At 46.4% G+C, this 25,988-nt stretch carries 25 protein-coding genes and 3 pseudogenes; 4 read left to right on the top strand and 24 right to left on the bottom strand.

Features of this window, described 5'->3' with window-relative positions; genetic code table 11:
* Window positions 1–77: 77 nt before the first annotated feature.
* Together LA360_RS21630 and LA360_RS21625 are read right to left on the bottom strand one after the other, a co-directional pair.
* Window positions 78–338 carry an SEC-C metal-binding domain-containing protein gene (locus LA360_RS21630; RefSeq protein ID WP_225537645.1) on the bottom strand — a complete coding sequence of 87 codons (261 nt, stop codon included), beginning with the start codon at window positions 336–338 and terminating at the stop codon, window positions 78–80.
* A 4-nt stretch (window positions 339–342) separates the two neighbouring features.
* Window positions 343–1,893, bottom strand: coding sequence for an IS1634 family transposase (locus LA360_RS21625; RefSeq protein ID WP_112481557.1), 1,551 nt, complete (start codon window positions 1,891–1,893; stop codon window positions 343–345).
* 245 nt (window positions 1,894–2,138) lie between these two features.
* Here LA360_RS21625 and LA360_RS21620 point away from each other — a divergent pair.
* Together LA360_RS21620 and LA360_RS21615 are read left to right on the top strand one after the other, a co-directional pair.
* A pseudogene (locus LA360_RS21620) lies at window positions 2,139–2,468 on the top strand (IS1380 family transposase); the annotation flags it as partial.
* A gap of 241 nt (window positions 2,469–2,709) precedes the next feature.
* A complete protein-coding gene (locus LA360_RS21615) occupies window positions 2,710–2,937 on the top strand; it encodes a transcriptional regulator (protein ID WP_057573204.1) in 228 nt (75 codons plus the stop codon).
* Between the two features lie 16 nt (window positions 2,938–2,953).
* On the opposite strand, the gene LA360_RS21610 is transcribed toward LA360_RS21615, so the two are convergent.
* The 14 genes and pseudogenes from LA360_RS21610 to LA360_RS21555 all read right to left on the bottom strand — a co-directional run bounded on the left by LA360_RS21610 (window position 2,954) and on the right by LA360_RS21555 (window position 15,013).
* Window positions 2,954–3,166 carry a hypothetical protein gene (locus LA360_RS21610; RefSeq protein ID WP_057573205.1) on the bottom strand — a complete coding sequence of 71 codons (213 nt, stop codon included), beginning with the start codon at window positions 3,164–3,166 and terminating at the stop codon, window positions 2,954–2,956.
* A 14-nt stretch (window positions 3,167–3,180) separates the two neighbouring features.
* Window positions 3,181–3,579: a hypothetical protein gene (locus LA360_RS21605; protein WP_057573206.1), complete on the bottom strand. Its 399-nt coding sequence runs from the start codon at window positions 3,577–3,579 to the stop codon at window positions 3,181–3,183.
* A gap of 795 nt (window positions 3,580–4,374) precedes the next feature.
* Window positions 4,375–4,491, bottom strand: a complete 117-nt coding sequence (locus LA360_RS31985; RefSeq protein ID WP_370804823.1) for a putative holin-like toxin — start codon at window positions 4,489–4,491, stop codon at window positions 4,375–4,377.
* A gap of 128 nt (window positions 4,492–4,619) precedes the next feature.
* Window positions 4,620–6,239 (bottom strand): MobA/MobL family protein, encoded by a 1,620-nt coding sequence (locus LA360_RS21600; RefSeq protein ID WP_112481556.1) that lies wholly within the window; start codon window positions 6,237–6,239, stop codon window positions 4,620–4,622.
* A 20-nt stretch (window positions 6,240–6,259) separates the two neighbouring features.
* Window positions 6,260–6,523: a DUF3847 domain-containing protein gene (locus tag LA360_RS21595; protein ID WP_057573267.1), complete on the bottom strand. Its 264-nt coding sequence runs from the start codon at window positions 6,521–6,523 to the stop codon at window positions 6,260–6,262.
* 4 nt (window positions 6,524–6,527) lie between these two features.
* Window positions 6,528–6,917: a hypothetical protein gene (locus tag LA360_RS21590; protein ID WP_146774923.1), complete on the bottom strand. Its 390-nt coding sequence runs from the start codon at window positions 6,915–6,917 to the stop codon at window positions 6,528–6,530.
* Window positions 6,918–7,066: 149 nt separating this feature from the next.
* A complete protein-coding gene (locus LA360_RS21585) occupies window positions 7,067–7,630 on the bottom strand; it encodes an ArdC family protein (protein ID WP_112481554.1) in 564 nt (187 codons plus the stop codon).
* Complete coding sequence (locus tag LA360_RS21580; RefSeq protein WP_057573255.1) at window positions 7,602–7,781, bottom strand: hypothetical protein; 180 nt, start codon at window positions 7,779–7,781, stop codon at window positions 7,602–7,604. The genes LA360_RS21585 and LA360_RS21580 overlap by 29 nt, the downstream gene beginning before the upstream one ends.
* The gene (locus tag LA360_RS21575) at window positions 7,750–7,956 is read right to left on the bottom strand and encodes a hypothetical protein (protein WP_057573254.1); all 207 of its coding nucleotides are present in this window, start codon (window positions 7,954–7,956) and stop codon (window positions 7,750–7,752) included. Before LA360_RS21575 ends, LA360_RS21580 begins: the two co-directional genes overlap by 32 nt.
* 1,896 nt (window positions 7,957–9,852) lie before the next feature.
* Window positions 9,853–10,775: pseudogene (locus tag LA360_RS31530) on the bottom strand (IS110 family RNA-guided transposase); the annotation flags it as partial.
* A 106-nt stretch (window positions 10,776–10,881) separates the two neighbouring features.
* The gene (locus tag LA360_RS21565; RefSeq protein WP_112481553.1) at window positions 10,882–12,669 is read right to left on the bottom strand and encodes a reverse transcriptase/maturase family protein; all 1,788 of its coding nucleotides are present in this window, start codon (window positions 12,667–12,669) and stop codon (window positions 10,882–10,884) included.
* A gap of 389 nt (window positions 12,670–13,058) precedes the next feature.
* Window positions 13,059–13,181 (bottom strand): hypothetical protein, encoded by a 123-nt coding sequence (locus tag LA360_RS29805; RefSeq protein WP_263870235.1) that lies wholly within the window; start codon window positions 13,179–13,181, stop codon window positions 13,059–13,061.
* Window positions 13,182–13,192: 11 nt separating this feature from the next.
* Window positions 13,193–13,444, bottom strand: a pseudogene (locus tag LA360_RS31525) (IS110 family RNA-guided transposase); the annotation flags it as partial.
* Window positions 13,445–13,528: 84 nt separating this feature from the next.
* Window positions 13,529–15,013: an alanine/glycine:cation symporter family protein gene (locus tag LA360_RS21555; RefSeq protein WP_022200845.1), complete on the bottom strand. Its 1,485-nt coding sequence runs from the start codon at window positions 15,011–15,013 to the stop codon at window positions 13,529–13,531.
* 171 nt (window positions 15,014–15,184) lie between these two features.
* Here LA360_RS21555 and LA360_RS21550 point away from each other — a divergent pair, with 171 nt between their 5' ends.
* Window positions 15,185–16,168 (top strand): zinc dependent phospholipase C family protein, encoded by a 984-nt coding sequence (locus LA360_RS21550; RefSeq protein WP_002595939.1) that lies wholly within the window; start codon window positions 15,185–15,187, stop codon window positions 16,166–16,168.
* Window positions 16,169–16,394: 226 nt separating this feature from the next.
* Here LA360_RS21550 and LA360_RS21545 read toward each other — a convergent pair whose 3' ends face one another.
* The gene (locus LA360_RS21545) at window positions 16,395–17,495 is read right to left on the bottom strand and encodes a ComEC/Rec2 family competence protein (protein ID WP_022200846.1); all 1,101 of its coding nucleotides are present in this window, start codon (window positions 17,493–17,495) and stop codon (window positions 16,395–16,397) included.
* Window positions 17,496–17,519: 24 nt separating this feature from the next.
* A complete protein-coding gene (locus LA360_RS21540) occupies window positions 17,520–18,068 on the bottom strand; it encodes a hypothetical protein (protein ID WP_022200847.1) in 549 nt (182 codons plus the stop codon).
* A gap of 186 nt (window positions 18,069–18,254) precedes the next feature.
* Between LA360_RS21540 and LA360_RS21535 the strand changes: the two genes are divergently transcribed.
* Entirely contained in the window at window positions 18,255–19,814 is a 1,560-nt protein-coding gene (locus LA360_RS21535; protein WP_022200848.1) for a BCCT family transporter, read from the top strand.
* 114 nt (window positions 19,815–19,928) lie between these two features.
* On the opposite strand, the gene LA360_RS21530 is transcribed toward LA360_RS21535, so the two are convergent.
* The 6 genes from LA360_RS21530 to LA360_RS21505 all read right to left on the bottom strand — a co-directional run bounded on the left by LA360_RS21530 (window position 19,929) and on the right by LA360_RS21505 (window position 25,987).
* Window positions 19,929–20,183 (bottom strand): HPr family phosphocarrier protein, encoded by a 255-nt coding sequence (locus tag LA360_RS21530; protein WP_022200849.1) that lies wholly within the window; start codon window positions 20,181–20,183, stop codon window positions 19,929–19,931.
* 241 nt (window positions 20,184–20,424) lie between these two features.
* Complete coding sequence (locus LA360_RS21525; RefSeq protein WP_112481552.1) at window positions 20,425–21,624, bottom strand: TolC family protein; 1,200 nt, start codon at window positions 21,622–21,624, stop codon at window positions 20,425–20,427.
* Window positions 21,625–21,656: 32 nt separating this feature from the next.
* On the bottom strand, window positions 21,657–22,877 hold the full coding sequence (locus LA360_RS21520) for a TolC family protein (RefSeq protein ID WP_022200851.1): 1,221 nt from the start codon (window positions 22,875–22,877) through the stop codon (window positions 21,657–21,659).
* 35 nt (window positions 22,878–22,912) lie between these two features.
* Window positions 22,913–23,545 carry a TetR/AcrR family transcriptional regulator gene (locus LA360_RS21515; protein WP_022200852.1) on the bottom strand — a complete coding sequence of 211 codons (633 nt, stop codon included), beginning with the start codon at window positions 23,543–23,545 and terminating at the stop codon, window positions 22,913–22,915.
* Between the two features lie 273 nt (window positions 23,546–23,818).
* Window positions 23,819–24,946: a substrate-binding domain-containing protein gene (locus LA360_RS21510; protein WP_057571531.1), complete on the bottom strand. Its 1,128-nt coding sequence runs from the start codon at window positions 24,944–24,946 to the stop codon at window positions 23,819–23,821.
* An 18-nt stretch (window positions 24,947–24,964) separates the two neighbouring features.
* Window positions 24,965–25,987, bottom strand: a complete 1,023-nt coding sequence (locus LA360_RS21505) for an ABC transporter permease (RefSeq protein WP_022200854.1) — start codon at window positions 25,985–25,987, stop codon at window positions 24,965–24,967.
* Window position 25,988: the final 1 nt, after the last annotated feature.

Genomic DNA, 25,988 nt, shown 5'->3' with positions numbered 1-25,988 from the left:
TAATTCAATCGCTGATTACAGTATAACAGATTGGAAAAATGGCGTATAGCCGGGAATCTGCACAAAGTTTATGGTTTTTATCCTGCACTATTACGTCCACAACATTTTTTGAATTTCTTACCACTTCCACATGGACATGGGTCATTCGGATATATTTTTCTACCGTCTTCATGGCAATGTGGAACTTCCTTGCGTTTTGGGTCCGGCTCTCCATAATAGACTGTCCCATCATATCTATTCTCAATTCTTAAAATATCAGAAAATGGTATAATCTGTTCAGAAATATACCAGCTTGATACTTTTTGATTACGACCTAAAATCCCGTCCAAATTATACACATATTTAGGGGGTCAACCCATATAGCTCATAAATGTCTTTTTGAAATGGGGTAAGCTCAGTGGTGTATTTTTTTCGTGTTCCATTTATACTAACACTGCGGACAGTTTTCATTTCGCTTATTACTTTTTGAAGGTCATGATTTTTAAACCATCCAGCCGCATTCATCACCTGCTTTAACCGGGTTGTGATCAGGAGTGCTATAAACTGTATGAAAATCCTGCCTTCCATGGCTGCCGCCGAATGGATACGTAAACGCTTCATGTCAAGATCATTTTTGAGGTCATCGAAACATTTTTCAACAGCATCCTTGTCGCGATACACCTCAAGAGCTTTCGTCTTATCCTTGATGTGATTGCTTACAAGCACGAACCAGCCGATATGGTTCCTTTTATGCCTGCTGATGGCTTCCTCGTTGTAATCCACCCTGATGCCCCTTACAGGTGTTTTGTGAACCTGAAAAAACTTATTGTAATACGAGGCATGCTCCTTTACGTGTCTGCCAGCCATAAGTTCTTCATAACAGCAGTGCAGGATATGGTCAAAATTCCGTTCGTCTGTCGCCGCCTTGAAACTATCATGGTAGACGTGGATATAGAATCGATGCCCTTTCCACGTGGAAGATTCCGTGACCGCGTACAGTTCGTCCCCAAAGACTGCACAGTAATTGTGATGTGAACGGATGCTATCCCTGTAGCGTTCTACTGCCTTGCAAGCGAAACCGACCGTAAAAGGCACTCCGACCAGGAACTTCTTATGACTGGCATACATTGCGTCAAGGTTCGGTTCACTATAAAAGCCTTTATCCATGACAAAATGACAGGTCGGACTGTCCAAAACGGATATATTCGCTATGCTGTCCTCCAGGGTGTTCACATCCTTTATGCTGCCGGGAATAATCCTGTAATACAGCGGCATATGGGAAGTGACGCCGGTGAGCATAAGGAGGTTGATCTGGGGCAGTTTTTCCCCATCACGGTTGTATCCCCAACGGACAAAGTCAATCAATTCGCTGTAGGAGGATACACTGGTGATGTCCATTGCATAGACATCTTTCTGGCGGTTTACATCAATCCACCTGCTGAAAAAGTTCTGCTGCAGCGCAGGCGTGAGCCTTACAAGGAGTTCACTCACCCGCCGGCTTGCAAGCAGAGAACGGCATGGTGGCGGATACATCCGCTGCCACTGTTCAATATGACATAATGCCCCGCCTTCGCTGACAAGGTAATACGCGCACGTCAATATGCGTTTCCAGTCGTCTGGAAAAACTGCGGTGAGCGGTACTGTCAGTCCTATGTCTGAAACAGCTTTATCCAAAAGGGACTGTATGCCGGTGTTTTCAACAACACAGCGGCCAGCAGGTTCTTTCGTTTCAGCCTTTTTGCGGGCAATATCGCCTTTCCTGCGGTTGGGAACCACTTCGCCTGTTGCTGGATCCAGATGCCCGATGCTCTTGCGAATATGTTTGACCTTTTTGGTTTCCTTATCATAAACAGAAACGTTGCTATATACATAGATTTTACCATTTGGATTTTTGACATAAACCAATGACGACATGGCGCGGCTCCTTCAAATATGTGTATAATATTTCTTCTTATATTATATAATTTATACACATATTTGTAAAGAGAGAATGCTTAAAAACCTAGTATTTTCAATGGATTCACAACATCAGGGAGCTGGTTGTGTATAATTTTTTCGGGAGATTAGGTTCAATATGTCCCGCCTTTTTTAGGGAATTTCCCTTGCTCTTTTCAGGGAATTCTGACGCTTTTTTTCGGTCATACTAGTGTATCATAAACAAGCAGTTCCATAGCGAGATCAAGACCGATATGGATATGGAGCGGCTGCCATCCGGCAAATTTGAGACCAATGAGCTGGTACTGGAACTGGCAATCCTGGCCTATAACATTCTGCGGATGATCGGACAGGAAAGCATCGGCAGGAAGGGCACAAAGACAAAACATAAAGTCAGGCGCAGAAGGCTGCGCACGGTGATTGGTAATATGATCATGATGGCAAGTCACGTTACAGAGCATGCCCGGCAGTTGTTGTTAGGCCTTGGCCGAAGTAATACATGGCGGTATGCTTTTGCACAGGTGTATACAGCATTTGCGGATTTCCGGTCATAAATGTCATCCTGCCAGGTAGCCTTTGAGAAACCAAGGGGAAAGCATGCCCTTTTGAAAGGATTTCTAGTGTTCCTAACCGTCATTTGGAACCAAAATCAATCCAGATACATTAAAATACTGTCTTTGAAGAACTATTTATCAAGAATAAGCCAATCCGATTTGGGATTAGCATCATAAAACAACCAGTTTCACGGATTCAGGTAATATATCATTGAGTTACAAAAATCAAGGAGTTTAGCTCATGGACGAGATTAAAATACGTTCTGATAATCATATCAGCGTAGGTGCAAATATCAAACGGATCAGAGAAAGCAAGGGTGTCCGAGCCTTCGACCTGATCCGTGAATTACAGTTGCAAGGTTTAAATATTAATAAGCAGCGATACTACAAACTGGAACATGACCTCGCAAATGTTTTTGCGTCTGAACTGGTTGCCATGGCAAAAATCCTTGATGTAGATATTTCTTAATTTTTCAAGTAGGAAGTTACTCTGTGACCTCCTGCTTTTCTTTTACTTCTAATTTCTCTGCCAGTTCCTTCTTGTCTTTGTAAAGCATTAAGTTTTCCATGTTCAAATCGTTGTTAATTTCCTCCGCAATCACCACTTTGTAGAACAAAAACAGTGTTGATGTCAGCAAGACCGCTAACAGATTCAACAGAATAGAGATTATCAGATTGCGGTTGTCTTTCATATCCATATACCTGACCTCCTCTAAGATTCTTTCAAATCATAAGTCAAAACAAGTACAGGATCACCGTTCTCAACATCAACAGAGAGGTGAACGGTCGACATTATTGCCATATACAGGCAGCGGCTATCACTTGATATGTCTAACCCACAAGCATTACGGAGGGTGGCTTGTATGAGCATTTCTCTATCCCGTTCAATATCAAGAATAGAGGAAGTCTGCTCTGCATATTCTTTTAAAACCGGGAGGATAGCGGTGTCAAACCATTCCATATGTTTTGTGGTGGCCTCTATTTCCGTGTCTTGTCTGATTCTTTGAATTGCTTCATGTAATGCAATCATTTCCTTGTTTGTCAATCTGTCCAGTTCTTCAGGAACATTCCTAGCCAGATCAACATTGGCTGTGTAATCGTATCTTTCCATAGGCAATTCTCCTTTTGAGTATATTAGCGCCACTCTAATTTTACTATCGTAGTGAGACCAGGAACAGCCGAGAGAACTGCTGAAATTATCGCCCAGGGTCAGTGCATTTTTATGGTAGGCCGTTGCTTTTGTCTAATGTTTATGGGCGGTAAACTGATTAGAACCATGAATTTTGCTGTGTTTTGATGGCCCAGCGGTGACCCACTGGTTGAATAGCCGGACAACTTATGAAAGAGCTAGACTTTTTATTTCGGATAAGCCCGGGTAAAAAACGCATTGACTTTTTGTGGGCCTGTGCAACCTATGCAAAGACGGAAAATCGGATTTATTTTACTTACTGGAATGCCTTATGAACAAAGGAGTTTCTTCTATATATAAAGTAATGCCCATATAGAGCCGTTGATTTTGACGAATAGATTTTTTGTATTTTGAATACAAGGAGCAAAAGTCTGTGAGCATTTACCAGAATCAGACACATTTTAGAAAAGCGTTTACTATCTGATTCTATGATGTTTTATGTTGAATCGGCTGATAATTCATTCGAGGGCTGCTTCATGGGCGGCGGCTGGAAAATAGAGCGGTTTTGATGGATATGAGGTGCAAAATAGGTGAATTGCTCTCGCCGGCGTGTGAATTTAGACGAAAATTTCAAAGAATCACTTGAATTTAGGGAACGGATTGATTATAATAAAAGTGTAAAAGAAAGCACCCACTCCAAAAGTGGATGCTCCCAAAAGGTTTAGTTAATGTCCGTTAGGACAACGCTCACCCTGTGGACCAGACAGGGTGGGCATTTTATTTACGCTTATTTCTCTTATCGAGAAAGGCGATAATCGCAACAATCAAGCTACCAAAGGACATCAGCAAAGCCAATATCCCTATAAAGATTGAAATAATCTCGTATGCTGTCATGGGCGCTACCTCCTTTCCTATGTATTCCGGTGAACCGGTTTTACAGGTTTGGGAGGTTGCCACTCCTGTCGTGAGTGCTTTCCTAATATCCATTTTAGCACAAGAACATACGTTTTGCAATTTTATTTTTATCTCCTATGAGATTTGTTATTCCTGATTCCAGTTCCCTCCACCTCTGAAATATCTGGTGCCTGTGCTTTGGCTTTCTCCCATGTTGATTGATTAAAATTCTTTTGATAATGCTCCTTTAACTTACCTTTGGTGAAATTCTCCCATTGATTCCGGTTTACGTAGCGTAAATTACGCAACTCCTTTAACCGCTCCTTGTTATCCTCCACCAACTGCCAAAACTCTGTATTGATTTTAGATTGCTCGCTTCTAAGGAAAGCTATCCTGTGTTTCTTCGTTTCTATAAATTCCGGAAAAATTGGGTCGGAAGGATCTGCTTTATATGCCTTGAAAATTTTCTCCCTGCGGTCATATAGAGATTGTATTTCTATCTCTGTCCTAGCTATTTCTTCAATTAATTCCTTTCGTTTCTTGACCTGTAATGGGCTGCATAACTCCAATTCCTGCTTTTTTAAGTCAAGGGATTTCAGGAAATTTTCAAGGGCCACCGTAACCTGTTCCATGGATTCTGCATAGGTTTTGGCTATTACTGCTTCGTTACTTTTTTGATTCTCAGTGGTGGAAACGGCGGCAGAGAGCGTCAACCGCTCATAGGCATAGGCGATATACTTTGAGCGTAAGCCCTCCAGTTTGGCGTTGATTTGGTTCAAATGCTCTGTTTCCATTTCTTCCATGCGTTTGATTCGTTCCTCAATTTCACTTAAAAACTGGTTGTCCTCTGTAATTTCGCGGTTGAGATTTCCTAAGTCTGTGTGTTCACCTCGCTTCTCCATCTGATAAGCGGAGGAACCGAGGTGGACAGACGCAACCTTGTTAATACTCTGTTCCTCATACGAACGGTGATCTATCTGCTGATTAATGTTGTTATCTCTTAAAGCCTGGTTGCACATACTGGCCCATGATTCACGCCAACGGAAAAAACTGTCTTTTGAGTTCCATTCTGCCATAGCAGAGTTTTGAACACATTCTGATTTCGGATTTTTGTTGATTCGTTTTAAATCTTTCTTAGTAGCGGATTCCTCTGTTAGCCATATTTTCTTTTTACCAACTTTATATTGATATTGTTTACACCAGCCTTCCAGTTCAGCCTGTTTCATTTCTGGTGCAGGAATAGACTTTTCTTGATTTCCATTGCGACAAATATAATTCTTTTGGGATTTTGGCTGCCACTGTCCCTGTTTATCAAGAGAACGCATAGTAAGCATGATGTGAGCGTGTGGATTGCGGAATATCATTTTATCCGGGTCGTTCGAGGGATTTCCCTCGCTGTCAATGGGTCTGTGCTTTGAATCTGTGACAGGCGGATTATGGATTGCAAAGTCAGCACACATTCCCACTGCGACAAAGGTTTGTTGTATGTAAACCCTTGTCAGGGCGATTTGTTGTTCAAGTGTCAGTTCCTTTGGCAGAGCGATTTCAATCTCTCTGGCGAGTTGGGCGTTACCGGATTTCTCTGCAAGTTCAACGCCGTTCCAAAGTACAGAACGGTCTTTGAATGTATCTGGTGCGTTAGGTGGAAGCTTGTGCCTTATGGCACTGTGGGTCTTTGGCCTAGTTGTATTGGGATTGTATGAGAGAGGGAACAACTTGAATGATGGAAAGCGCCGCAGGCCGCACATACCGCCCGAAGGGTGGTATATCAGTGCGCTCTTCCTTTTAAAAAAAAGAGATACATCTCTGCTATGTAATTCACTGTTGAGGGTGACAGGATTGCGTAATACACAATCTTCTGAATATCATCATTCGTAAATCTATCGGCAGGACAGATTTCATTGATTGCTGATTCTAAAATTGCTCCACGTTCAATTAGTCTGTGAGCACGCTGTTTTCTCTCCTTTAACCTTGCCCGTTTCTGGGTGCATTCTTCCCTGTGTTTTTGTTGTAGCTGTTCCAGTTCTGTCATGCGTTTACCTCCTGTGATGGTGAGTATCACCTATACTTGATATTTTCATTGGTTCGTCTGCAACAGTCAGAGAAATATCAAGATTGTTGGTATTTTTTAAGATTGTACTGTCAAGCTGTTCAATCACATCATGGGCTGTTTTTTGGATTGTCTGTAAAGAAGATTTCAGCTCCGGCAGTTCTTTATCACTGCTCCAACTAGCAAGGTAACCAAAGCTGTAGTCCGATGTATCTAACCCTAAGTATTGGCATACCACGAAAGCGACACTTTCAGCCTCCACTTCCATTGTCTTTGAATCCTTTGTATGGGTTTTGTCCTTATGTAAAATACTGTGAGCAGTTTCGTGGATTGCTGTTTTAACAGTTTGCAATTCTGACATACCTGATTTAATCACAATCTCCTGAGTCACTAGTATAACTCGATTTTAATAAGTTTACATTATTATCCTGAAAACCAAGGGAAACGTGCGCCCAAAGCACGGACACGTAAGCCAATAAATCAGATTACTACCAATGCTTAAATTGTAAGCTTATTTAAATCGAGTTATACTAGATCGTAGTAGCCTTTCTTTGTTACGTTCCATGTGTCAAACCGGATAGGGACTGGAGCTACGTCACGTATTGAATCCATGAGTACCTTATAATTTGATATTTCTCCTTGTAATTCCTTTGCAAGTTCTGGGAGAGGTTCGCCCTCGGTTTGGTAAATGTCAAAAATTGAAATTGCTTTGAAACTGGCACGGGAGATTTCTTTACGCTCTTTCATCACTTTTCCCTGTTCGTCCCGTTTGACCTGGCCTGTGTTAGGATCTAAGACATCAACATAGTTTACGGACTTGTACGGGCAGGGAGCCAGGATTGTAATTCCCTTTTCTCCCTTTTTGACATGGCGGCCCAACGTTTCCCATGTCTTAAATCCCGCTACATAAGATGCCTCCGGTTTTTGCATGAGAATTAGCATAGAATTGTTATAGCTGTAACTGTGAAATTTATGCACGGCGGAAAGATACTCACGGTAATGGCCAGAAGCAAACACCTCTTTAATGCCTGCTTCCAGTCTGTCTGTGAGTTCCTTAACTCTATCGGTTTGTCCTTTCTTTTCTGCCATAATCCACCTCTGACTTTGGAACAATCTTCACTGGCCCGTTTTTAATTTTAGGACTGGGAACGACTGTGTACTCAATACCCTTCTCTGAATGATGGGTTTTCAAAAAGTTTCTGTATATCTCAATAAAATCTAATTTTTTCTGTAAGTCCATTTTTATTACCTCCTGTGATGTCTAAACACTGACAGGCTTCATAACTTACCACCATATTATCTGATTCCAAAATCCTTGCGTACTCTCTGGCTTCCCGGCTGTGGACGCATACCAGCTTTTGATTCTTCTCACTGCGGAAACTGATATCCCTGCATTTCTTTCCAACCTTATCCATTTGCTTCACTCCTTTACAAAAATTCAAATTAATAGCGATTGAATTGAATTAATCCTAATTTTTGTAGGTAAACATGAAACCGATACCCTTAATTATATCATGAATTCCCAGGCTTTATGGGGATGTTTTGAGACGGTAAAAGGACTTCGGATTGCAGAACTTTCAAGGCCCCAGGATTCGCAGATTGTTTCAGTGATCCGTTATACATGGAATGGACGTGAGAAGATATTAGATGTGCAATAATAAAGAATGTGCAAATTACTTTAAAAGTCAGCGGGCATATCACAGATGCTTTGAAGAATTTAGAAAAAAATGGAAATCTTACGGAAAAGCTGCGGGAAGAATTACGCTTAAACAGACTTCGGAGGAAGAGCGACGGGCAGTGGGCGGCATAATCGGTGTTTTTGTAGTTTTTCAACTTCCCAGTAACAAAAACTCTAATTAATTCAAATTCAGCCTCGAATTATTCCGAGTTTTTGTCATGAATTAATCCGAGAATTTGTATTTAATCCGAGTTTTTGTAGTTTTTGACCTCTCACAGCAACAAAAACTCCGATTAATTCAAATTAATTGGAATTACTTTGTCAAGGTGCGAGTGAAACCCGCCCTTTTGTCCCACTGAAAACAGCCTTTTCCTTTTTCGCTCTTTTCTTCCTTTTTAGATTTTCAGACATGCTTTTTTCTGCCTTGTTCTCTGCTCTTTTTCCGGCTTTGGTGCAGCCACACTGTTTGAGACTGTCACAGCCAAAGGACAAGAACAAAGACAGTTTACCGTTTGTTTGTATTGGTCTTTAGGTTGAATTTTCCTTGTAAATACGTTGTTTCCGGGTGTTTTCCTTTTCAGCTTTTCTTTCTTATTTACTCTTTCTTCTTTTGAAAACAGAGAGAAAACAAAGGGCAAACGGCAGATAGGACCGGGAGTGAAAAACCGGAAAATAAAAAGCAGAAGTACCCGGATTGTTTAGTCCTGATACTTCTGCTTATGTTTACTTTGTTCTATTTTCGACCGGACAGTGAGTGTGAAGCCGGTAGGAAGATAACACTTCCCCTTTGCCCATTCACACTTCGTTCATATTTCATTCAAAAACCTTTTACACAAACAACATTATTTCTTCATGTTTACGCTATATACTTTAACCATAGCAAACAACAAGAGTTGCTGCCCCAAAAACGCTTACAAGATTTTTTTCATAATACTCGAGCTGATAAGAATTTATCAGCTCTCCTCCCTTTTTTAATACTTTTTTCCAGAAGGCGCATCATCCACGGGATGGTGTGTTTTTTCGTTTATCCTGGCTCAGGGGCATAGTCAAATCCGCCCCTGTTTCCCTTCTTTGATTTGGTACATGAACTATCCTCTTACTCCCTTCCTATTTAGTCAAGTCTTTTTTCCTTATTTTTCAAGGATTTTTTAGTATCATATCTCAGATGAATGAGCCGGAGGAATGGAGATTTCTCTGTATCTGGTACGAAAGTAGAGGGGGTTGGGTACACGAAGTAAAACGTCGTTGTCTTTCGTTCTACATGGCCTTTTGTATACCCATCCTTCTACGGCAGCGAACCTCCCGTGTCTGCCAGGAGCTCCAGCATTTCTGCCGGGTCCTAACTTCCTTCGTCCCGCCTGTCCATAACCAGGGTGTCTGCTTAGCTCCTTTGCAGGGTCATGCCCTATGGAAAATATTCCTGCCGACTACTGGCTCATTCTTTGTATTAAGTCTTACTGACCTGTCATGCATGATTCCCGGTCGGCGCCTTGCGGCGGACGTTTTCCCGACTCGTTCTTCCTGCCTTTCAGCCTTCCTGTCACGGCTGAATTCAGCCCTTAACTCCATTCGCCAAAAGCTCAATTCAACCGGGACAGGGCATTGCCTGTTTGGTTACCATTTCCTCTACTGCTTATGCCGCCTGCATCTGCGGCCTCTTGATGTCTCCCATCAGTTTCAACGGGTCATAGTCCACACCTTTTGTCAGTATCGTGTAGAATACCCTTAGAATCTAACAGGCCGCTGCCACAACAGACCGCATCTTCTTTAAGGGATTTTCCCTGCGTGTCCGGTAGTATTCATGGATTGCCCGGAACTCGGTATTCTTCCCAACCAGCGATATCGCCGCTTCATACAGCACGTATCTCAGGCGTTTCCTGCCCCTGTAACTGATACGGCTTTCTCCGCTGTGCTTTCCTGAATCATTTGCCACGATCGCATATCCTGCCAGCTTCTGCAGCTGCTTCGGGTTGTCAAAACGTCCAATGTCCCCCACCTCTGCAATAAATCCGCTGACGCTCACCAGCCCGATCTCCTTGATTTCCATCAGTTTATCCACGTATGGAATTTCTCCCGGCTTCTCCTCTATGTTTCGGAGCAGTTCGTCCATCCTTGCTTCTTCATTCCAGCGCCTCTCAGCTTTGCGTTCCTCCATATTTTGTTTACACCTTCTGCACCAAGTTTCCGGATGTCCTCCGGCAAAGGCGCTTCCTTCAGCACCATTCTCCCACTGACCGCCTTTAAATCCCCATAAACGTCTTTATATTCAGGGAAGCAGATGGCGAACCATCTGGCAGTCCGGTTCTTGATCCTTGTAAGCTCCTCCTGTGTCTGAAAACGCAGGTTTGACAAACTCCTGATCTCCGCATAGATGCCGGTTGGTATATAAGGGTAAGAGAAGCGCCCTTCATTTACCAGTGCGGCAATGGTCTTTGGATCCTTGCGGTCATTCTTGTTGGGGTTGTTGTCGTTCAGCTCTTTTGACTTCTTGACATGGTGGGGATTTACGTGTACCGGCTTCATTCCGTTGTCCTGCAGGAATTTCCCCAGTGCAAACCGTAGGCTAAGCACACAACGCCTTGCCCAAAGGCAGGTTTTTGCGTGCTTGCCCCCGAACCGTACGTGCACCTTTCAATGCATACGGCTCTCCATTTGTGTTGACTTAAAATCCACTTACTATTTTGCTATAACAAGTTTCGCATACAACCAGGGTTTTCCGGTTCATTTCAAGCATTTTTCGTTCCCAGTCGGTGACTCCGGATAGTTCTGACAGCTTTCTTACATGGTGGACTATTGTTCCAGGTTTTGTTTCACCGCAAAGTTCACAACAGTCTTTTGAAAAGCGTGTGAGCAACTCCTTGGATTGTTTTTTACTAGCATGGTTTGTGATGATGGGTTGTTTTTTGAAACCATAGTCATATAAGTATACTGTTTTGAAGCCATTATGGGTTTGGTAACGTGTCTGCATGCGTCCTTCCCTGAAATATTTCCTCATTATTTTGTGCACTGAACTTTTGTGTTTTCCTGCGAGTGTTTTAGCAAGGCTGTATTTCATGATGTAATAATAATCATTGAGCACCGATGCATTGTCCGCAAACCTGTAGTATTGGTATAAACCGACGATTTCCCAGTTGTATATACGGAAGCTTTCATGGTCGGGGAGATAGAGCAGGTTATTTCTTGTTTTCGGTTTCCAGATTTCCTTTCCATCAGCGTTGTGTTCGATTTTTATTGCCTCAGACTGTATTAATTTCTTTAACCACGCTTGCTTGGGGAGGTAAAGCCTGACTCTTCCATGGTGACGGTCTGACAGTTTTCCCAGCTTATCCCTGGACGGGACGCCTTTTCGGCCAATGGTTATTTCGTAACCGAGGAATTGTGCTTTTTCATATCCATGGGTAACCAGTGTTTTTTCTTCGGACAGCTCCAGATGTAATTCCTTAAGCAGGAATGACTGGATTACCTGTTTGGTTGCTATAGCGTCCTGTTTGCTGCCGATTATTCCGATAAGGAAGTCGTCCGCGTACCTTTGGTAGAAAATCCTTCTGAATGAAGAATCCATTGGCTGGGAGCAGGACATAGATACCCGTTGGTTGCGCAACGCTTTGAGTTCTTTTAGTTTTTGGGTTCTCTCTCTGGAATTCCCAGCAAGCCCGGAGATGGACTTCCTCAACCGTTGTTCTTTATTTTGGACAGAAATGTATTCTTTGGACAGCTGTCGTTTTGTCCCCTTATCAAAGGAGGTTTTGTATGTCGCCATAAAACAGTCAAGTTCGTTCAGGTAAATATTGGCAAGGATAGGACTGATAATTGAACCCTGGTGCAGTCCTCTGTCCGGTCTGTGTAATTGTCCGTTTTCCAGGTGCCCGGCTCTTAGAAATTTCCAGATTAGGCTGATAAAGGCTTCGTCCTTTATCCTTCTGCGGAGAATGCTTATCAACACGTGATGGTCTACCATATCAAAGTAGGAATGGATATCACCTTCGATAAACCATCTGACCCCGGTGAAGTTGATTTTAATCTGGCTAAGGGCTGAATGACAGCTTCGGTTTGGACGAAAGCCGTGGGAGGTATCAGTGAATGTATCTTCGTAGATATTCTCCAACATCATTTTCATAACCTGCTGTACCAGTTTATCATCGCTGGACTGAATACCGAGCGGACGGAGTTTCCCATTCTTTTTTGGGATATAGGTACGGCGGGCAGGTTTTGGGCAATAAGAGTGGTCTTTCATGCTGGTGATGATTTTATTGACTCTGGCTAGGTTCATGCCGTCAAATGTCTTTCCATCAACACCAGGGCTCATGTTGCCTGGTTTTGAATACGTCTGCTGGTATGCCAGCAGATAGAACGCCGGATTGTATAGGTTACGGTATAGCCGTTCATACCGGTATCCGGGTGAAACAGAGTGGGATTTTAAGCTTTTCAATACAGCTTCGGGACTTCTCATGATGTCTCGCACATCCTTCCTTTAGGTATTGAAATCACAAACTGTCCCCCTTCGCCATGTACAGCGCTTTCCGCTGCCCGGACTACTATGGGGACTCCGTTGCCATGGCGGTATAACCGCTTTAGGCAATCCACATTTCATGCGCATAACATAGCGTGTACCGTTTCAGACAGGATTTTCGCCCGTTTCCGCTTACTGCGGATGGCTGGCAGTGGGTATATATACCGGAACAATACTGGGATTCCGTTATCACTGCCACCCAGCGTTACAATTGCCATTCGCTGGTGACCCGGCTAAGACTCCTTGGGCTATCCTTCAGGCAGTGTAGCTTTTGTCTTTGTCGATACGTTCATCTTGCCGTTCAGCCGCAACTTGGCAATTTCTTTGGCTTACGGCGTTGCCGGCATGCGTTTGTCCCTGTTGTGGTTTCCCTTGCAGGTCAGCCGGTTGATGGCGGCATTTTTATACCAATGCCTTCCTCCTGCTTTCGGAGGATTTGTTATGTGCACCATATGTGCGCGCAGTAATACCCGGCGGGCTCCATTCCGGGGATTACAGCGGTTTTTCCTTGCTGTTGCGCTATGTCCTCCATCCATGCCTTGAATGTCAGAAACCCCGCTTCTGTATTACTGAATTCCAGTGGTTTCTTCGTGTACTCATAATTTCTCCAGTCAAATGCCCTGGCGTAATGGGTCTCACTGCCGACATCAATTCCAACAATCAAAGTTTTTTCCGTTATGGATGTAATTTTTGCGTTTTGTGTGTTACAATTCATTTTAGATACCTCACTGTTTTAATAAGATTTTTTACTAGCCGTTCCAGTCAGTAATCTTATTTTACTCTGAGGTATTTCTTTTTCTCACCCCTCTTTCTTGGAACTCCCTATACTTGAATTATACAGGAAGCTCCTTCTTAAAAAACCCTCCGGCAGAGTCACCTCCCTGGATAAAAACAACAGGGCTGTCAGGTTGGGAAAGGCCATGAGCCCATTCCATATATCCGACAACAGCCAGACCAGGCCCAGCCTGGCCTCGCTTCCTAAAAATACGGCTGCGATAAACAAAAGAGGATATACCTTGGCCGCAAGCATGCGCTGCGCATTTTCTCCGAACCCGCATCCTCCGATAAAATAGGCAGCGGCCTGCCTCCCCAGATAAAACCAGGCCATGATAGTGGCAAAGGCAAATACCACCATGGATCCGCTGACAAGATATTCCCCTACAATCCCCAGTCGTCTGCTGAAACACCAGGCCGCAAGAGCTGCCCCCTCATAAGGTATTGTCTCCGGGCTGGAACCGGTCATGCACAGGATTACCAGGGCCGTAAGGGTGCAAAGGACCACGGTGTCAAAAAACACCTCAAACATGGCCCACATCCCCTGCTCATGAGGCGTTGTGCCCTCTGTAGGTCCGTGCAGTACGGCCAGCGTACCCAGTCCGGCCTCGTTGGAGAATACTCCCCGTGAGATGCCGTAACGCACGCTGCGGCTGATTACATATCCAGCGGTCCCTCCTGCCGCCGCCTCAGGCCGGAAGGCGGAGGACACCATGGATACCAGGGCTCCCGGTATCTGTTCCAGACAGGACAGTATCACAATCATGGAAAAGGCGATATAGATTCCGGATGCCGCAGGCACCAGTTTTTCAGCCACATTTCCGATTCTGCGGATTCCTCCCCAGGTGACCAGCGCCAGAAGGCCGGTAAATATCAGTCCGCCAGCCAGGGCCGGCACATGCCAGGTGTATTCCATGGTGCTGATTGCCGAGTTGGCCTGGACCATGCTTCCCATTCCAAGGGAGCTCATCAGACACAGGAAGCTGTACAGCACCCCCATTCCCCTGAGCCCCAGTCCCCTTTCCATGTATATAAACGGACCGCATATGTAATGTCCGTCCTTATCCCTGTACCGGTACCTGATTCCCAGCATGGTTTCCGCGTAAGCGGTTATCATGCCGATCAGGGCTGATACCCACATCCAGAACAGAGCGCCTGGTCCTCCAGCCGTGAGCGCGGTTGCCACCCCCGCTATGTTGCCTGTGCCGACGGTTGCCGCCAGTGCGGTGCAGACCGACTGGAACTGACTGATTCCCTTTCCTTTTACGGTCCCGTCCGCTCTCCCGTTTCCGTCCGCTCTCCCGTTTCCGTCTTCTCTCCCGTTCCTATCCTCCTTTCCGAACGCTTCTCCTGATATGAGCCGTCCTGCGGTCCGGCTCCACCAGAATAAAAATCCCCTAATTTGGAAAAAATGACATTTCAGGGTAAAGAATATACCCACCCCAAGGAATATGACAAGGGTCCACGGTCCCCACACCATCTGGTGGACCTGCTCTAATACATTCATCATCCGAGCCCAACCTGCCCTGCTTGCTTCTTATAAATGTCTTATTCCAAAGTTCCCCTGACTATGACCACTGGAAGGAATTTTCTTTTGTTTCCGGCTCGCATTTCATAGTTGTTTATGATAGAATATGAAGCAGGAACAACTGCAAGAATCCAATAGAAAAGAGGTATGCCGATGCCAGGTTTTACAACACACTATGTCTTGGGTATGAAAGCATACAATGATATGCCTCAGAACAATCTGAAGTTTATCATTGCCAAGTATCGGTGGCTCTATCAGCTGGGTCTCCAGGGGCCGGACATGTTTTTTTATAACCTGCCCATCCTGCGCCATCGAGACCACCGCAATGTAGGTTCCTATATGCATGAACACCATGTCAATTACTTTTTCCGTTGCTGTTTCATGCAGCTTTCCCGAATCGGCTCCAGGCAGCAGCGTGAAGAAGGCCTGGCCTACATGTGCGGTTTTATCTGCCATTATATCGGTGACTCCATATGCCACCCCTATGTATACGGACGCATTGAATACGATGTCAATCACCCGGGCTCCTATTACCATGGACTCCACGCCAAGCTGGAGAATGACATCGACGCCCTTCTCCTCCAGAAGTACAAGAGGAAGAAGCCATCCCAGTTCAACCAGGCAGCAACCATTTGTCTTAATGGAATGGAAACCCAATTTATTTCCCAGTTCCTGTCAGACTGCATCAACGAGGCGTTCTATCCGTTGAGCTATAAAAACAGGTATCAGGTCACGGCTCCCATGATACACCGTTCCATCTTGGCTCTCCGTTTTGGATGCAGGACGCTGTCTGACCCTAACAGCAGGAAAAAGGACAGGATTGCGTTTTTTGAATCCCTGTTCCTCAAGAACCCGGTGGCTTCCAGCAAGCTGGTTACGGATACAGTGGAGAACCCGGCCTGGAGCCTGAACCTGCACCATGAGACATGGTGCAATCCGTGGGATAAGAGCATTGCCTCCAAGTCCTCCTTCCCCGACTTATTCAGACAGTCCCTGGGGAAGCTGAGCACTATCTTCTACATGATTAACTCCATGCTGGAGACAGGGCAGCCCTTAAAGCTGAACACCCTTGAGAACCTGCTGTCCGAGCTGGGAAATTATTCCTACCACAGCGGACTTCCCTGTGCTGATGACTGAATGTATGAAAAACAGCTGCCAGGGAAAGTGAGTAAATAGACAAAACAGACAAGCAGATAAAAAAGATAATTGCGAAGCAAAATGCCGCGGTCCCTCTTCCTAAATCCTCAGGAAAAGGGGCCGCGGCGTTTGCTGTCGGTGGTTTTGCCATTTTATAATTTCTGCCATTTTACAATTTCTGTTATTTTACGATTTCTGTTATTTTGCGGCTGATTCATTTCACGCTTTATTCGATCACCTGGTCGCCGTCCTTGATGCAGTAATTTGCATTCACCCCAAGGCGCACCATCCAGTTCTTTGTCTCCTGCGTAAGCCAGATACCGCTACCGGAGCCGCCGCCGTTGTCATTATCCCACAGCCACTGGGGGGTGGGCCACAGGGCAACGCTTGGCCTTAACGCCTTGTAGACCTCATAGCCCACGCCGTTCTGTCCGTGGTGGGCCACCTGGACGATATCGCACTTAAGGGCGCTCAGATCATGGTCAGCCATCAGCTGCTCGCCGCCTGACTTGGCCAAATCTCCCAGAAACACGGTGTTTGTCCCGTTTAAGGATACCATATAGGCCACACTGCTGTTATTGATAAAGTCATTGTTCATCTTATATGCCTGATTCAATACCTGAATCTTGGCAGGACCTGCCTGGATGACCTGTCCTGATACAATATCCCCGTGAAGTATGTTCTGAGGCACCAGACCAAAAGCTCCCTTGATATAGGCCACCATCTTGGCAACCTCAGGGTCCTTCTCAGCATACCAGCTGTCCTCTGCAAAGGAGTAATAGATACCGTCAATGGTAATCTCTCCGTTATGCTTGTACAAAATGTCTGCCAATGCTCCCACATGGTCCGAATCAGGGTGGGTCAGCAGCCATGCCTGGACGTGACCGCCCTTCTGCTTAATCTGGTTCAGAAGATAATCCGCGTTATTGGTCCAGCCTCCGTCCACTACGATGAGACCGCCCTCTCCCGTCTCGATGATGACCGACAGAAGCTGGGCCGCCGTGTCATGATTGGCCAGCATGGTGAGACGGCCGGCCCCAAACAGTGAGGTGGTATCTGTCTTTGGAGTGGTAACCTCCCCAAACGCGGCAATCTGAGCCTTGGTCTGAATCACCGGCTGGCTGGCAGCGGCTGCCTGGGATGACTGGGCATTATCCCCTTCATCCCTGATGATAATTTTGTCCGGTGAGGACAGCATCTGTCCCTGGGCCTTTAACGGCTGGGAGTTGGTCATGGCCAGGCTGTCCAGATTCCCTCCGGTCATTGTCAGTGTCATGATGGCCAGCAGCCCGGCGGCGGCCTGTTTCCAGTATCTGTCAATCCTCATCCCAATATCTCCTTAATCATTTCTTTACTGAATCTGAGCTGTCAGCTCTCTCTGTTCCCCTGCCTTCATAACATCATTCACAAGGTATGCGCTTTCATCCCCTTCTTTGTCATAAGGGAACACCTGCACAAGCACGTCGTGCTCGTCAAAGTAACTGCCATAGTAGGTGCTGTCCGTATCCTCCGAGTCAGTAGCTTCATAATAGAAGTTCTGCTCCGCAACATAGGTACCCACTGCCTTCAGCACTTCCTGACCATAAATCACAGCAATGTCGCCTGTGGTCTTATGTGTCACGGGAAGCAGGACAACCAACCTGCTGCTGCCGGCGTCATACTTGGCATCCAGATCCAACACGTAATCAGCGAACTCGCCGTAAGGATCCAGGAACTGGTCCCTGAGATCTTCCCTTACCTCCTGCCAGTCAATGTTAATATTTTTATCAACCTCCAGGTCAGGCTGTCCGTCCCCCTGAACCACACCGTTACTGGGAGAAACAATGTTGCTCTGGGTACAACCGCAAAGCAGGGCCGCTGAAGCTAATAATATCAATGATAACTTCTTTAATTTTCTCATGATATGGTAATCCTCCTTTTGTCAACGTTATTATTATAGCTAAGATTACAATAATTTAACAGTCCTTTTTTCTTACAAAATTATTGATGTTTTTACAAGTTCCTCTTGATTTTTCCAGTAACTGATGATAATATGTTCAATATAATTAATTTTAACTATTTTTTGAACATTCAGGAGGATACAGCCATGAAGCAAGATAAAAACAGCAGTATAGATACCCCATTAAAGAATCGGCTGGACCGGGTCACAACCATCATTCCCTTTGTGACCATACTGGCCCTCTGCTCCCTGTTTATGATATTCCCGGACGCCTCCTCTCAGGTTCTTGGGTCTGTGCGCTTTTTCCTGGGCGACCAGTTTGGAAGCTATTATCTGATTCTTGGACTGGGCGCCTTAATCTGCTCCCTGTACATGGCATTTTCCCGCTACGGCAAGATAACGCTGGGAAATCTCGAAAAGCCGCAGTACTCCGCCTTCCAGTGGGGTTCCATGATGTTTACGGCGGGATTGGCTGCCGACATACTTTTCTACTCCCTGTGCGAGTGGATGCTCTACGCAGGCGAGCCCCATATAACGGACATGGGGGCCATGCAGGACTGGGCATCCACCTATCCCCTGTTCCACTGGGGTCCCATTCCCTGGAGCTTTTACATCATTTTGGCTGTATCCTTTGGCTTCATGCTCCATGTGCGCAAGCGGAACAAACAAAAGTATTCCGAGGCATGCAGGCCGCTTCTTGGCGGACGGGTGGACGGCCTCTGGGGCAAGCTCATCGACCTGACAGCGGTATTTGCCCTTCTGGCCGGTACTGCCACCACGTTTTCCCTGGCAACGCCTCTCCTCTCCATGGCCTTAAGCCGCGTGTTGGGCATACCTGAGAACAATTTCCTGACCATCGGCATCCTGGTTATCATCTGCGTGGTGTATACCATGGCCGTGTACTTCGGCATGCAGGGCATTGCCAAACTGGCGGCCTCCTGCGTGTACCTGTTCTTCGGACTGCTGGCCTATTTCCTTCTGTGCGGCGGCGAGACACGCTATATCATCGAGACAGGTATCACCGCGGTGGGTAACATGGTACAGAACTTCGTGGGCATGGCCACCTGGACCGACGCCACGCGCACCTCCTCCTTCCCCCAGAACTGGACCATCTTCTACTGGGCTTACTGGATGGTATGGTGTGTTGCCACCCCATTCTTCATCGGCACCATCAGCAAGGGCAGGACCATCCGCCAGACTGTGCTGGGAGGCTATTTCTTCGGTCTGTCAGGCACCTTTACATCCTTCATCATCCTGGGCAATTACGGGCTGGGACTGCAGATGCACGGAAAGCTGGACCTGATGGGTGTCTACGCCGGAACCGATGACCTGTACCAGGCCATCATCTCCATATTTGAGACAATGCCCCTGGCAAAGGCCGGGCTGGTTCTTCTGGCCATTACCATGATTGCCTTTTATGCCACATCCTTTGACGCACTGACCATGGTAGCCAGCTCATACTCCTATAAGTCCCTGGGCGCTGAGGAGGAACCCCACAAGCAGGTAAAGCTGTTCTGGTCCATACTGCTGATGCTGCTGCCCATAGCCCTGATTTTTGCAGAGAACTCCATGGCTAATTTACAGACCGTATCCATCATAGCGGCCTTTCCCATTGGTTTCATCATTGTAATGATTGTATGGAGCTTTTTCAAAGACGCCAGGCACTACCTGGACAAAGAGAATTCTGAAACGCAAAACATTGAATAACGTGGTCAGAAAACGCAATTGAATGGTATAATTGAATCACAGCAATAATAAATAAACGAGGACCGGTCTCCCTGTCCTCGTTTAATTTTGTACACACATAATTATGTACTCTCCTTATCCTTCATTATCCTCCCACAGAATCTTCTGAATCCTGTCCTCGGCCTCTGTCTCGTCACTTCCCTTAAAGTAAAAAGTCAGAAAACCTGTCATTCTAAGATTCTTTACTTCGTCATATTGCTTGACATTCGCTGTATGCTTATCGCTGGTGACAAAAATATCGCAGTCAAATTGATTTGCTGTCTGAATCAAATAAGAAATGGGAATTGGCCTAAAGACCCGTTCCCTGCTGTCAACTTGTTTCGTTAACATAGAATCACCTCAATTCAAAACAAAACCGGCTACTGGTTACCACCCTCCCCTGAATAATTATACATGCCCCTATGTATTTAGAATAACATTTTTTTCCTCTAAATACAAGAGATTAACGTATTAATTTTATATTGTTTTTGTAAATTTCAAACTAAAAGTCAGAGAAAATCCCTATTTTCGCCGTTATTTTATTGCAACTGCAACAAAACTGGTAAAAATAGGGTTTTCCTGTAATTTACATTTAACCGGCGCTTACGCTGACGCCTTTTACAGCCCACTGATAATTTCGCAGTGCCTGCTGGAGATTCAGGTCTGCACACTTAAACCCGGACTGTGCCTGGAGATACGCCAGCTCCTGCTGCATGAACTGAATCTGACTCAGCGTGCCGTTCTGCCTCTGAATCTGCGCTGCATTCCATGTGAGCTGGGCGCTCTGGTAAGCAGTGGAAGCTGAATCATAGGCCGCATTTTTCTCCAGTATGGTGTCGTACAGTGTCTGCATATCAGAACGGAGCTGATCCTCTGAATAGTCCACGGTACGCATCTTGTTTGCCTTCTGTGTCATTCCTTTGGTGGTGCGGACCTGGAAATCGCTCATTCCCGCCCCTGAGCCGCTCCGCATGCTGATCAGGCTGTAATTATTGTTCACCGCGGTTTCCTTGTCAGATGCCAGATCCAGGGTTCCGATAACCGACGGGTCGGCTGCCGGAACCGGGCCAATGACAGTATCCGCGCCTTTGTCCCATCCGGTATAGTAGCAAAGCGTCTTATATATCTGGTCAATTCCCGCGTCTATACTCTCCAGCTGGGATTTTGCCGAGGACAGCTGGGCTGCCGCCGAAAGCACATCTGCATCCACCGCAAGCCCCTGGGCCTGCATGGTCTGCTGTATGGCCTGGGCTGTCCGGGCTATCTCCAATGCCTTGGCTACCACGGTTCTCTGAGCCAGATAATACTCATACTGGTTCATCAGGGTTTCCGCGCCGGACACAATCATGTTCACCTGGCGGTCCACACTCCTGCTGGACTTGCTGCGCTCAATGGCGCGATCCATGGAGCCTGCGCTGGAACGCAGCATCCTGGCTCCCCCCACCACCTGCATGACAGCGGGATTTCCGCTGCCCAACACATCTGCCAGCTGGTCTGCCTGGGACATATAATCATCAGCCACCACGCGCATGGCCGTTGCAATGCTTCCCTGGTCCTCCTCCATGGTATCAATCATGGAATATGCGCTTTTTATGGGGGCATAGTAATTCTTTATAAGTTCTGTCAATTCATCGTACTCCATGTGGCTGTCCTGGAGACGGGCCATGGCTTCTGTGTACGCCTCACCCGGCACCACCCCCGGCTCATCGGCCAGTGCCACGGCTGTGCTGCCCGCCGTCATCACGGCTGCCAGTGACAAAGCCATGAGACCTTTTCGTCTGTTCATGTTCATCTGTTCAACCTCCTTACCTTTCTTCAACCGGCCTAATTGGAGGTTGTGAGACCTTTTACATTCCAATCATAGGCTTCCATGGCCAGCAGAAGCTGAAGCTTATCTGTCTCCACACTGTTCTTGGCGGACACATAGCTGTTAAGCGCGCTCTGGTATTCCAGCTCTGTAATCTCGCCTACCGCCCTCTTGGCCGTGGCCGTGTTCAGGTTAACGAAGGCAACATCCAGGGCCATCACGGCCGCGTTCAGGGAATCCCGGTTGGTAAGCACTGTATTGTACTGGTTTCTAAGAGATTTGGCCGCTTTGTCTCTTGCATCCTGAAGCTGTGCCTGATTGGACTCAATCAGATACTGGCTGGTCAGGTTGCCGGCCTTCTTCTCATAATATTTCACATCGTAATTGTTTGAGATGGCAGTCTCCATATCAGCTTCCGGATTCATGGAAGCAATCCGGTTCAAATCCGGCTCCGGCACATCCCTAATCTCAGGCTGTCCGTCCACCGCCCATCCCAGCATCAGGCAAAGGCTTCTGTGGACATTGTCAGCAGACTTCTGCGCAGACAAAATGGCCGTATCCTGGTCCTGTACGCTCTTTAACGCGCTCAGCACATCTGCCTGGGTTGCCATGCCGGCGGCCTGACGGGCCACGGTTGCCTCGTACTGGGCCTTAAGCAGATTTCTGGCGCTTTGAAGATTTTCCATATTATACCGTGACTGCTCATAAGTCACCATGAGCTGCTGGGCCTGATACACAAGTCCTGCCTCTGTCTGGTCATACTGAATCTTTTCCATGTCGGCATCCTGATAGTTATTGTCGGCCTGCTGCTGGAGCACGCCAACCTGGAACCTGGCAGTGGCCCATGCCACGTCGTCGTCGCTGTCTGCATTATTCCAGATGGCATCAATGTCATCCATATAATCATCATAGGCCGCATTCAGGTCCTTGCCCTTCTGATCCTTATAGGTAGACCGGTTGCTGCGGACCGTTGGGTTGTACTCGTGCACTAAATCCTTTAACTCCCCGAATTCGAGCACATTATCCCTGAGGGATGCCCATTTATCCTCACTGTATGCGAATTCAGGGCTTAAATCCTTGTTAATATCCGGTGCAGGCGGCTCTGCGATAACATGGGCATCATCCGGCTTGCTTGCATTCCTTGCAAATGATGTTATGGGCATTGCTCCGGCCATGGTGATGGCTGACAGAACAGCTGCCGCCCTGTACCCATATTTCCTGTTCTTTAAATTTTTCATATCTTCTCTCCTCTTTTCTGTGTTTCCCTTTCACATCAGCTTCCGATGTTCCGGCATACACCGTATTCCAATATGAGCATTTCCTTCTTTGACACTTCCAGAAGTTTTTCCCGGTCCACCACATTCTTATAATACAGCGTTACGGCTCTGATGATAATAATCATGGCCATATCCACCAGATATGCCAGGTTCTCTTCATCAATGGGATAACGTTCCCTGTCAATTCCTTCATAAAGCTTCTGGACGAACTCACGATAGGACTCATCCTGAAGCAAAAAACCCTTGATTCCAAATAAATGGTTCTGGTCCACCACGCTTAAATCCGACAGCATGTTCCTGTACATCTTGTAGCCCAAACCGCCATGGTCCTCATCCACCACTGCCTCCAGCAGCTTAAGGGCGGTTCCAAAGGGATTCCCCTCCTGCTCCTTCAGGGTTCTGAAGATTCTCTCCTGGCAGTTATCCCTGAAGCCTCTGAGCATATACCGCATCAGGTCGTCCTTATCTTCAAAATATGTATAAAAGCTTCCCCTGGATATGTCTGCCTCCTTGATAATCTGGTTAATGGATGCAGATGAATAAGGAACCCTTGAGAATTCGTGGACCGCTGCCTCCAGTATTGCCTGCTTCTTCTCTTCCTTTAGTTTCAAAAATCGTTGTGTAGGCATGAATCCAGCCTCCTAGCCCTCTTTTGTATGGTACAATCATATTCCTTTTGGTGACATAATATCATTTGTGACAATATGTCACGAACCCAATTATAAACACATATGCCATGGATTGTCAAGAAAGGAAGAATTAAATTTCCATAAACAGAAAGTGCTGGAATTCCCCCCGCCATATATCTCCATATATAGCAGCTCCGAAAACCAGACAGCGTAAAAAAGAGACCACTCGTTTCCACGGGCAGCCTCCTCTCTGATACAAAAATGGGGTTCCTGTTAAAATTTATCCTTCCACTGGGCAATGTTATCCTTGTCAAACCGCAGCGGCTCTCCTAAAAGTACCTGAGTTCCTCCGTCATAGTACTCTTCGATAGTGAATTTTCCCAAGTCGCCGGCATCCACAATGTCCCCAACCCTGCCGGTTGCAGCTCCTGTTACCAGCGCATGGGCAGAGTATGCTCCTAACGCTCCCTGGTCCAGAGGATTCCACAGATAGGCATCGTAGCAGATTCCATTTTCAATATACGGCGCCATCTCAGAAGGCAGGCCGACACCTGTTACCTTGCAGTCAGAACCCTGGTCCTGAATCACCTTGGCCGCTGCCAGTATGCCTACCGTCGTGGGGGAGATGATTGCCTTAAGGTCCGGATTGTTCTGAAGCATGGCCTGGGCTTCGCTTGTGGATTTATCCGGAAGGTCATCGCCATAGGCGATATCCAGCACTTCGATGTTCTTATAGTCCTCAGGATGTTCCTCAACCTCCAAAAGCATTGCCTTGCACCAGTCGGCATGAAGCTGGGATTCAGGGTTTGCTGAGAGTATGCCAATCTTTCCTGAGCTTCCCGGTCCTTTGCAGATTGCCAGGGCGGACTGCATCTGGGCCCTTCCCACCTCGTCAATGCTGCACTGCTCCACATGTACCTGACGGCTTTCAGGGTTCACTGCGGTGTCCACGGAATTCACCGCAATTCCCTGAGACATTGCCTGTTTAAGAATAGGCTGCAGTGCATTAAAGTCAGCGCCAATCACTGTAATGGCATCTACGTTCTGAGCGATAAGCTGGGTAATGATTTCAATTTCCTTTTCCGCTGTCGGCTGATCAGCCCCACGGTATACAGCTTCTACTCCAAGCTTGTCACAGGCTGCCTTGTATCCGTCAAACATCAGAAGGAATATGGGGTCCGCTGCTGTCTTGGATACAAATGCATATACCTTTTTCTCCCCATCTTCTGCCTGTGTCCCAGCTTCCTGTGCCGCTGCAGCGGCCGCATCTTCTCCAGCCTTGGCTGCCTCCGTAACAGCCGCTGTTTCTTTGCTCTCTTCCTTCTGCCCGGTGCCGCATCCGGTCAGGCTCCCCAGTACCATAGCTGCCGCGAGCATAAGTGATAATGTACGTTTCTTCATAATCTTTTTCCTCCTTCATTATTTTTGTTTGTTATGTATGACACGTAGTCTAATCCACCCGCCTGAGGCAGATTCAGAAATCACTTCCTTCAAATTTGGAATCGCCACCGCCACTACCAGCAGCGCTCCAATAATAATCATGAGAATCTGCGATGAAACATTTACAATTCCAAGGCCATAGCGCAGGAATCCGATTGAAAACACCCCCAGAACAGCGCCCAGAACCTTGCCCTTTCCTCCCGCGGTACTGACCCCGCCCAGAATTGCCATTGCTATAACTTCCATCTCGTATCCCTTTGCGATGCTGGCTCTTGCACTTCCCAGCTTGGAGATAAGGAAAAGCCCCGCAAAACCCGCGCACAATCCGCTGAGTGTAAACACCAGTACCTTAATCCGATTGGTCTTGATACCAGAAAACCTGCTGGCCTTGGCATTGCTTCCAATGGCATACAGAGAGCGTCCAAATTTTGTCCTGTGAATTACAAATGCAAATACCAATGTTTGAACCAGAAATACAATCAGAATCAACGGAATCCCCGCCACCTTGCTCCATGCCAGGAACGACATCTTGGAAGAAATGGATGTAATGGGTTTATCCTCCAGTATCATATAGGCAATTCCCCGAAACAGGATTTGATTGCCCAGCGTAACAATGGTGGAATTCAAATCAGGAAACGCCACCAGCAAAATCCCGTTAAAGAAGCCGCAGGCAGCCCCCACCAGCAGTCCCGCCATCATAGCCGGAACAATAGGCAGCCCCGCCTCGAACGCAACGCCTGTGCAGCATCCTGAAAGACACATGATGGACGCTATGGAGATATCTATCTCTCCCAAGAGAAGTACCATCATGGTGGTAAATACCATAAGGGCCTTATCCATGAACACCACCATATTGTTCATCATATTGTTAAAGTTCAGATAATTACTGGACAGGTTGATGTTGATTATATTTATGATAATGAATATTACAAATATCATTGTTTCCCATTGGAATAAAACGGATTTTAAGGAATGGGATTTTATCTTTGCTGTTCCTTCCATA

This window comes from Enterocloster clostridioformis (genome assembly GCF_020297485.1).
GTDB classification, from domain to species: Bacteria; Bacillota; Clostridia; order Lachnospirales; family Lachnospiraceae; genus Enterocloster; species Enterocloster clostridioformis.
Note: the sequence above shows the minus strand (reverse complement) of the source record. Positions and strands in the feature narration are given on the sequence as shown.

What these genes read in the sequence shown, in the direction of transcription:
- LA360_RS21525 (WP_112481552.1), bottom strand. Translation starts at nt 21,624, where the DNA reads ATGAACATGAACAGACGAAAAGGTCTCATGGCTTTGTCACTGGCAGCC.
- LA360_RS21530 (WP_022200849.1), bottom strand. Translation starts at nt 20,183, where the DNA reads ATGTTAACGAAACAAGTTGACAGCAGGGAACGGGTCTTTAGGCCAATT.
- LA360_RS21575 (WP_057573254.1), bottom strand. Translation starts at nt 7,956, where the DNA reads ATGGATAAGGTTGGAAAGAAATGCAGGGATATCAGTTTCCGCAGTGAG.
- LA360_RS21535 (WP_022200848.1), top strand. Translation starts at nt 18,255, where the DNA reads ATGAAGCAAGATAAAAACAGCAGTATAGATACCCCATTAAAGAATCGG.
- LA360_RS21585 (WP_112481554.1), bottom strand. Translation starts at nt 7,630, where the DNA reads ATGGCAGAAAAGAAAGGACAAACCGATAGAGTTAAGGAACTCACAGAC.
- LA360_RS21605 (WP_057573206.1), bottom strand. Translation starts at nt 3,579, where the DNA reads ATGGAAAGATACGATTACACAGCCAATGTTGATCTGGCTAGGAATGTT.
- LA360_RS21550 (WP_002595939.1), top strand. Translation starts at nt 15,185, where the DNA reads ATGCCAGGTTTTACAACACACTATGTCTTGGGTATGAAAGCATACAAT.
- LA360_RS21595 (WP_057573267.1), bottom strand. Translation starts at nt 6,523, where the DNA reads ATGACAGAACTGGAACAGCTACAACAAAAACACAGGGAAGAATGCACC.
- LA360_RS21610 (WP_057573205.1), bottom strand. Translation starts at nt 3,166, where the DNA reads ATGGATATGAAAGACAACCGCAATCTGATAATCTCTATTCTGTTGAAT.
- LA360_RS21565 (WP_112481553.1), bottom strand. Translation starts at nt 12,669, where the DNA reads ATGAGAAGTCCCGAAGCTGTATTGAAAAGCTTAAAATCCCACTCTGTT.
- LA360_RS29805 (WP_263870235.1), bottom strand. Translation starts at nt 13,181, where the DNA reads ATGGTGCACATAACAAATCCTCCGAAAGCAGGAGGAAGGCATTGGTAT.
- LA360_RS21505 (WP_022200854.1), bottom strand. Translation starts at nt 25,987, where the DNA reads ATGGAAGGAACAGCAAAGATAAAATCCCATTCCTTAAAATCCGTTTTA.
- LA360_RS21625 (WP_112481557.1), bottom strand. Translation starts at nt 1,893, where the DNA reads ATGTCGTCATTGGTTTATGTCAAAAATCCAAATGGTAAAATCTATGTA.
- LA360_RS21510 (WP_057571531.1), bottom strand. Translation starts at nt 24,946, where the DNA reads ATGAAGAAACGTACATTATCACTTATGCTCGCGGCAGCTATGGTACTG.
- LA360_RS21520 (WP_022200851.1), bottom strand. Translation starts at nt 22,877, where the DNA reads ATGAAAAATTTAAAGAACAGGAAATATGGGTACAGGGCGGCAGCTGTT.
- LA360_RS21545 (WP_022200846.1), bottom strand. Translation starts at nt 17,495, where the DNA reads ATGAGGATTGACAGATACTGGAAACAGGCCGCCGCCGGGCTGCTGGCC.
- LA360_RS21615 (WP_057573204.1), top strand. Translation starts at nt 2,710, where the DNA reads ATGGACGAGATTAAAATACGTTCTGATAATCATATCAGCGTAGGTGCA.
- LA360_RS21555 (WP_022200845.1), bottom strand. Translation starts at nt 15,013, where the DNA reads ATGATGAATGTATTAGAGCAGGTCCACCAGATGGTGTGGGGACCGTGG.
- LA360_RS21600 (WP_112481556.1), bottom strand. Translation starts at nt 6,239, where the DNA reads ATGTGCGGCCTGCGGCGCTTTCCATCATTCAAGTTGTTCCCTCTCTCA.
- LA360_RS31985 (WP_370804823.1), bottom strand. Translation starts at nt 4,491, where the DNA reads ATGACAGCATACGAGATTATTTCAATCTTTATAGGGATATTGGCTTTG.
- LA360_RS21540 (WP_022200847.1), bottom strand. Translation starts at nt 18,068, where the DNA reads ATGAGAAAATTAAAGAAGTTATCATTGATATTATTAGCTTCAGCGGCC.
- LA360_RS21515 (WP_022200852.1), bottom strand. Translation starts at nt 23,545, where the DNA reads ATGCCTACACAACGATTTTTGAAACTAAAGGAAGAGAAGAAGCAGGCA.
- LA360_RS21580 (WP_057573255.1), bottom strand. Translation starts at nt 7,781, where the DNA reads ATGGACTTACAGAAAAAATTAGATTTTATTGAGATATACAGAAACTTT.